Origin of the sequence: Prosthecobacter sp. (assembly GCF_029946185.1) — a bacterium.
In the GTDB taxonomy this organism is placed as follows: domain Bacteria; phylum Verrucomicrobiota; class Verrucomicrobiia; order Verrucomicrobiales; family Verrucomicrobiaceae; genus Prosthecobacter.
Window position 1 is genome coordinate 1 of record NZ_JAQSEA010000303.1, and the last position, 6,924, is coordinate 6,924.

The window sequence follows — 6,924 nt, forward strand, 5'->3', positions numbered from 1 at the left end:
CCTGAACATGGCGGCGGTGGAAAAGCTGCCCATCATCGTCAGCATCGCGAATAATCAATTCGCCTACTCCACGCCGAACACCCGCCAGTATGCCTGTGAAAATCTGGTGGACCGTGCGGCGGGCTACGGCGTCGATGGCATGACGGTGGACGCCACCGATCTCGCTTCCTGTCTCAAGGCATTTCGTGCGGCGGCCGCCAAAGCGCGCGCTGGCAGTGGTCCGCAGATGATCGTCGGTACGCTGCTGCGCCTGGCTGGGCACGGCGAGCACGATGACGCCTCCTACATTCCCGACAAAGCCCGCCAGGAACCTTCGGCACGGGATTGTCTGCAAGTGGCCGAAGATTACGCCCGTGACCACGGCTGGCTGTCCTCCGCCGATCTGCGCGAGCTCAATGAAGAGGTTCGCCGCAACGTCGATCAAACCGTTTCCAAAGTGTCCAAAGAACCCGCACCTGATCCCTTCAAGGAAAATTGGCAGGCCCTGTCCTGTGCCGAGCTTGTGGAGGGACAGCACGAAGCATGAGCATCACTTATCTCGAAGCCATTCGGGAAGCCCAGTATGAAGCCCTGCGCGAAGATCCTTCTGTCTTCCTCTATGGGCAGGACATCGCCACCTTTGGCGGTGCATTCAAAGCCACGAAGAACCTCAGCAAGGAGTTCCCCAACCGCGTTTTTGACGCCCCCATCAGCGAAGACGCGATGGTGGGCATGGCCATCGGCGCGGCGATCGAAGGCGCGAGGCCCATCATTGAGATGCAGTTCGCTGACTTCTCCTCCATCGGGTTCAATCAGATCGTCAATCAGGCGGCTACACTCTACTGGCGCACCAATGTGCCCTGTCCCATCACCATCCGCCTGCCCTCCGGCGGCACGGCTGGCAGCGGTCCGTTTCACAGCCAGTCGATGGAGGCCCTCTACGCGCACTATCCCGGTCTGGTCATTGTGACCCCCGCCACGGTGGAGGATGCCTACTGGATGCTGCTGGACAGCGTGAAGCTGAACGACCCCGTCATCTTCTGCGAGCACAAGTTCCTCTATTACCATCTCAAGGCCGACCAGATCGGCGACCGCGAGCTGCCCATCGGCAAGGCGCGCATCGCCCGTCCGGGCCGCCATGCCACCATCGTTACTTATAGCGCCATGGTGCATGAGGCCCTGCGTGCTGCTGAAGAGCTCCAGCTCGACGGTTATCAAATCGAAGTCGTCGATCTTCGCTCCGTGAAGCCCATGGATACAGACACCATTCTCGCCTCCGTGGCGCGGACGGGGCGTCTGCTCGCCCTCGGCGAGGCCTTCCCCTGGGGTGGGGTCACGGCGGAAATCATCGCCCGCGTCACCACGGATGGCTTCCATCTGCTGGATGCACCACCGATGCGGCTGAACTCCAAGGACACGCCGATCCCGTACCACCCGAATCTCTGGAAGTCGCATCGCCCCACCACCTCCACCATCGCCGCTGCGCTCCGCCGTCTGCTGCGTAATTAAAATCTGCATCCCGTTTTCAGCATCCAGTCATGCGTACCATTCCCATCTTGATGCCGCAGCTTGGCGAATCCATCGCCGAAGCCACCATCATCCGTATTTTGGTCGAGCCCGGTCGTGTGGTCGAAGCAGGCTGTGACCTCTTTGAAGTCGAGACAAACAAGGCCACCATGGCCGTCACCGCACCCTGTACTGGCACCATTGGGCAGATCGTGGCCACAGAGAAGACCAGCTACGCCGTCGGCTCCACACTCGCCGCTTTTGAGATCACGCTGGAAAACGCCCAGTCGATTGGACTTGTGGATGAGCCCAAGCCTTCGACCTCCACTCCGAGCGCAACCCGTGCAGGCTCCGAAGAAGTGGAAAACCTGCACTTCAAGATCAGCGACAACGACGTCATCTCCACGCGCCAGCCTACCGTCGAGCCCGTGGTCGGCGGTCTGCCCGTGCCTGCCGGAGCTACGGGAGCGAGTTATATCTCTCCGCGCATGCGTGCCCGCATGCTGGAGCTGGGCCTGAACGCCTCCGACCTTGCGGGGGTGCCCGGCACAGGTGCCGGTGGTCGTGTCACCGTCGAAGACTTCGAGGCCTTCCTGCGTGCGCTGGAGCAGCACCGCATGACGCCCGCCTCGCCCATGCGCATCGCCGTGGCGGATTCCATGCGCCGCAGTTGGACGCGCCCCCTTGCCACCGTGGGCAGTCCCATAATGCTGGATGCCATGCTCGCGCATCGCAAAAAGACCGATCCCAAGCCCGGCCCTGCGTTGTACGTCATTCGCGCCCTCGCTTTGGCGTTGGCCGAGAACACCGCCTTTGCCGGACGCTTGGTGGGCAATCGCATCGTGCATCCGCTCGCCATCGACATCGGCTTCGCTGTGGAAGTCGATGACGGCGTCATGGTACCCACCCTGCGTGAAGTGGAGAAGACCCCGCTCGTCAAACTGGTGCCCACGTACAACAAGCTCGTCGAGCAGGCCCGTGCGCGCCGCCTGCCGAACGACGTCAAACGCCCCGGCATCGCTACCGTCACCAACTTCGGCACCTTCGGCATCGTCTGGGCCACACCCATCCCACTGCCCGAGCAGAATCTGGTTCTCGGTCTCGGTGCTGGCAGCAAAGTGCCGCATTGGAGTGAAGAAGTGAATATGTTCATCCCTGTCACCGAAGCCGAACTGACCCTCAGCTTTGACCACCGCGTGCTTGATGGCGGTGGCGCCGGACGCCTGCTCAAGCGTGTGGCCGAACTGCTGCAAAAACCCGAGCTGCTCTAAAGTACGACGGACACTCCTGTCTGTCGGCCAGCGCTTTCGATCCGTCCCGCGCGTTCTCTCATCCCATCGAACGTCATGCACGACAAACCCACGCTGCGCATGTTCATGCGCGAACGCCTGCGGGGTATGGAGGAGTCCACGCGCCATGCCGCCAGTGTCCTCATCGCTGCCCACCTCAAGCGCCTCTCCGCCACTTGGCCTGCAGGAGTCACCGTCGCCCTCTTTGGCGGCCTGAAAAACGAACCTGATCTTGTCACGCATCTGCTGCCTGCCCTGCATGCGCAGGGAGTGAGCACCTGCTTCTTCCAAATCGAGCACCAGGCACTTCAAGCAAGGCAGGTGCGCTCCATGGATGATCTGCATCGTGGCCAGATGAACGTCTGGGAGCCGAACTCGCACTGCCCGGCCATCGACGTCGCTGCGCTCGACATCATCCTCGTTCCTGGTCTTGCCTTCACGCACGATGGGAAGCGACTCGGTCGTGGCGGTGGCTACTATGACCGCCTGCTCGGTCATCCCCAGTGCCGCGCCGAACGCATCGCCGTCGCGTTTGATGTGCAGCTCGTCGACCACATCACCGTCGAGTTTCACGATGAGCACATCCATCAAATCATCACGGAATCCGGCTTGATCCAAGCGTGAGCGTCCCGAATGAGTGAACACTGTTTTTAGGCACTCGTCATTTCACACTCCATGAAGCTCATTCTCGAAATCGTCAGCTCTGGCACCGCCTACCTGGAGAAACGCAAGATCGACGAAGCCCGGCTGAACATGGAGCACCTGCTCGCTCACGTCTTGGGGTGTCGGCGGCTTGATCTCTACCTGCGCTTCAACGAGACGGTGCCTGAGGCTGATCTCGTGAACCTGCGCGAGCTGCTGAAACGCCGTGGAGAAGGCGAGCCGCTGCAGCATTTGCTCGGCAGCGTGGAGTTTTGCGGCCATGAGTTTGTAAGCGACCACCGCGCACTCATTCCCCGCCCTGAAACGGAGACGCTCGTTGAACTCGTGCTCAAAAGGTGTGCCACCGCACCTGCGCGTGCGCTCGACATGGCCACCGGCTCCGGCTGCATCGGCCTCAGTCTCGCGAAAGCCTGGCCGCTGAGTGAAGTGGTGCTGGCAGACATCAGCGAAGACGCCCTCGACCTTGCCCGCCTCAATGCCTCGCGCCTCAGCGCCAACGTCAAACTCCTGCGCAGCGACCTCTTCGAAAAAATCACCGGCAGCTTCGACGTCATCGTCGCCAATCTTCCCTACATCCCCAGCGCCGAAATTCCGACCCTGAGCGTCGAAGTGAAGCGCGATCCCGTTCTCGCGCTCGACGGCGGCCCCGATGGCCTCCGCATCGTGGAGCGCTTTCTGAACGATGCGCTGCCGCATTTGAATTCGGGGGCGCTCATCGCCCTCGAAGTGGGGCATGATCAGGGAGCGCCGGTTGCGGCACGTTGCGCCGAGCTTGGGTATTTGAATGCCAGCACTGCGGCGGATCTGACGGGGATTCATCGGTTTGTGTTTGCAGTGGCACCGCAACGCGTTGCCCCGGTTCTGGCAGAACCTGTTGCGGAGTCATAAAACATCACCCTTGAGCATCATGCATTAGATGCCTCCTAAAGGGGACTCTGCGCAAACTACTTTGGAATCACTGCAAATCCGGGATGTCGTTTTATAATTCCTTTGTCAAAAGTTGCCACTGTCTTACATCCCATCTCGCGACAACGATCGACGATGAGCTCATCTGACAAATCTGCGCCTTGGCGAAGAGCGCGCAAGGCAGCGCGAATCCTTCCCTCATTCTCGAAGAGCAGATTGTGGACGCTCAGCAGTCGGCCAAATGCCTCGGCGATTTCCTCAGCAGTCCACTGATAGACGGTGGTAAGCACCCAGTCTGCCTCAATCAATACCAGATCGGGAACAAAGAACGTCGCCCCCTTTTTTAGAAGCAGAGTTAGCACAGCCCGCAATTGGGCTTCGTCATCTTGCGCGAGGTAACGTACAAGCACGTTGGTGTCCAAGCCTGTCATTTCACTGACTTCTTGAAGCGTTTGGAGGCACCTAGCAGTACCGCATTTTTCATATCCTCGACGCTGACGGGCTTGGCCGGTCTTTTCTTTGGAAAAGTGTCGGCAATATCCTTGAACGTCGCGGACTTGGCTGTGAGCAGAACTTTTCCTCCTTCCAGTACTTCATAAGCCAGAATCGATGAGGACTTGGCTCCCAGAAGGGCGGCAATTGCCTTGGGCAAGGTCGTCTGATTTTTTGAGGTCAAAGTAGAAGAATAAGTCATGCAAGGAATCTTGCTGGATTCCGTGATTCCGTCAATACGCATTCTGTCACAACTCCCCCATCCCACCGCGCTTGATCCAGGCGTTCAGGGGCTCGAACTGCGACACATCCAGCGCGATGCCACAGCCGAAGGGCGCGTCGTTCACGCTCTGCAGATCGAGCGTGCCGTTCTCAATCCGTAGTGTCGCGAAACCCTGTGCATGGCGTTGATACAATCCGGCATGAGTGACGATTGCGGCGTCCTGTGTGGCGGATGAGTGCATGCTGAGGCCGCGGAAGTAATGGTGGCCGTTGCGCTCGACGTGGGTGACGCCGAGCAGGGCCATGACGCTGAGGTCCTGCAGAAGGGACACGGGACCGACGTTGGCGAGGTCTTCGCCGCTGAGGATGGGGCCACCGGGAATGCTGGCGGCGCGCTTCTTGAGCAGGGCGGCGTTGGCGAGGCCTTTGACGATGCCTTTGCAGTTCTTGTGGCTGGTGCCGCGATAGCCGAGATCGAGGGCGCGTGGGAGATCGGCGAGGGAGCCGTCGCTTTCATCAATGATCATGCCGGGGCCTTCGGTCCATGAGCGCAGGGTTGTGCCCACGTCATCGTTGAGAGCTTGTGAGCGGTGCAGCGGCTGCTCAATTAAGAGCAGGTTTTGGAAGAGAGGTGCCAGTGCGGCATCGGCGCTGAGTGTGGCGTAGAATTCGCGGAAGGAGGCGAGGTCGTAAAACTGCTCGTTGCCATCCAGCGTGGCGTGGAAGCCGGAGGGGCAGTTCGCGGTGATGATGCGGGTGATCTCGCGCAGGCGTGGCAGGTCGGTCTCGGGTTTGCCGCAGACTTTGATTTTGAAGTAGCGCAGGCCGTAGGCGCGGATGTTTTCTTCCAGTGTGTAGGGCAGGCCGTCGTCCAAGCTGCCATCGGCAGCGGTGAGGGGATCGCCGAGGCCGACGGTGTGGCGTACGTGAATGTGGGAGAGAGGTGTGGGGGCGATGGCATCGGTCACGCGCATGCCGCGCAGTTCTTCACGCACGGCCCCGAGGTCGATGCCGAGTACGTCGGTGCGCAGGACGGCGTGCAGAGGCTGGCCGAGGGCTTTGCACAGACCGTCGAGCACGGCGCGCTCGATGAGGCTCACGCCGAGATTGGCGAGAAGAGAGGGCACCTCTTTGACCTTGGCCCAGTTGCTTTGTTCGGCGTAGAGGTTCTGCCACCACGCGAAGAAGCCGGTGGGTTTTTCAGCGGCGAGACGGGCGATGCGTGAGGCATTTTGAATGACGGCGATCATCTCCGCGAGATCCAGTTCGAAGGGCGTGTCCGGGTTCTTGGTGAACCACTTGGGCGGCAGGCCTTCACTGGCGAGTCCGCTCACGGCCTTGCCATCCACGACCAGATTCGCGGTGACGAAGAGGTGAGGAAGCGCGTTCATGCTGGCGATGCCGTACTTGAACGGGAATCGCGTGTGCATGGGCAGCACGTGGAAGTGGAAGGACTCGAGGGTGAAGGTCATTGGAGGAAAAGACCTGTCAAAGGTCAAGGCGTCAAGAGGTCAAGGAATTGTCCTCGTCCTCCTGCTTGAACTCGATCCTGCCGTTGCGTTTCGAGTCTGGTTCACGGCTCGCCGTGTTGGGCTCACTGGAATCAGGTGATGGGTGGCATGGAGGTTTGTGTCACCGCTACGCGGTTCCACGAAATAGAAATCTCCGTTCATGCGCGGACCGTGGGTTGGCACCCCCGGCTACGGTTGTTCCACCGCTACGCGGTTCAAAGCGTGCATGAGCGCTTTTCTCTGCGGGGCTGTTATATCCTGACGAGGAATTTGGACGATCGCTGTGTTCAGCTTCTGCGGAGCGGCAGGATCGAGGACGAGGACGAGGACGAGGACGAGGACGAGGACGAGGACGA

Annotated in this window: 8 protein-coding genes; 5 read left to right on the forward strand and 3 right to left on the reverse strand. The window is 60.3% G+C overall.

The window, feature by feature from the left end; genetic code table 11:
* The 5 genes from PSV43_RS24655 to prmC all read left to right on the forward strand — a co-directional run.
* The coding region (locus tag PSV43_RS24655; protein WP_300203989.1) for a thiamine pyrophosphate-dependent enzyme at nt 1–526 on the forward strand (526 nt) is incomplete at its 5' end.
* Nucleotides 523–1,488 (forward strand): alpha-ketoacid dehydrogenase subunit beta, encoded by a 966-nt coding sequence (locus PSV43_RS24660; protein ID WP_300203992.1) that lies wholly within the window; start codon nt 523–525, stop codon nt 1,486–1,488. The genes PSV43_RS24655 and PSV43_RS24660, both read left to right, overlap by 4 nt.
* Before the next feature lie 29 nt (nt 1,489–1,517).
* Nucleotides 1,518–2,756 (forward strand): dihydrolipoamide acetyltransferase family protein, encoded by a 1,239-nt coding sequence (locus PSV43_RS24665; RefSeq protein WP_300203994.1) that lies wholly within the window; start codon nt 1,518–1,520, stop codon nt 2,754–2,756.
* 75 nt (nt 2,757–2,831) lie between these two features.
* On the forward strand, nt 2,832–3,398 hold the full coding sequence (locus tag PSV43_RS24670) for a 5-formyltetrahydrofolate cyclo-ligase (RefSeq protein WP_300203997.1): 567 nt from the start codon (nt 2,832–2,834) through the stop codon (nt 3,396–3,398).
* 51 nt (nt 3,399–3,449) lie between these two features.
* Nucleotides 3,450–4,325 carry a peptide chain release factor N(5)-glutamine methyltransferase gene (gene prmC / locus PSV43_RS24675; protein WP_300203999.1) on the forward strand — a complete coding sequence of 292 codons (876 nt, stop codon included), beginning with the start codon at nt 3,450–3,452 and terminating at the stop codon, nt 4,323–4,325.
* A gap of 56 nt (nt 4,326–4,381) precedes the next feature.
* On the opposite strand, the gene PSV43_RS24680 is transcribed toward prmC, so the two are convergent.
* From PSV43_RS24680 to PSV43_RS24690, 3 genes are read right to left on the reverse strand one after another with little or no spacing between them, the layout of a single operon-like run.
* Nucleotides 4,382–4,765, reverse strand: coding sequence for a type II toxin-antitoxin system VapC family toxin (locus tag PSV43_RS24680; RefSeq protein ID WP_300204002.1), 384 nt, complete (start codon nt 4,763–4,765; stop codon nt 4,382–4,384).
* 5 nt (nt 4,766–4,770) lie between these two features.
* Nucleotides 4,771–5,037 (reverse strand): hypothetical protein, encoded by a 267-nt coding sequence (locus tag PSV43_RS24685; RefSeq protein WP_300204005.1) that lies wholly within the window; start codon nt 5,035–5,037, stop codon nt 4,771–4,773.
* A 46-nt stretch (nt 5,038–5,083) separates the two neighbouring features.
* Nucleotides 5,084–6,529: a hypothetical protein gene (locus tag PSV43_RS24690; protein WP_300204008.1), complete on the reverse strand. Its 1,446-nt coding sequence runs from the start codon at nt 6,527–6,529 to the stop codon at nt 5,084–5,086.
* Nucleotides 6,530–6,924: the final 395 nt, after the last annotated feature.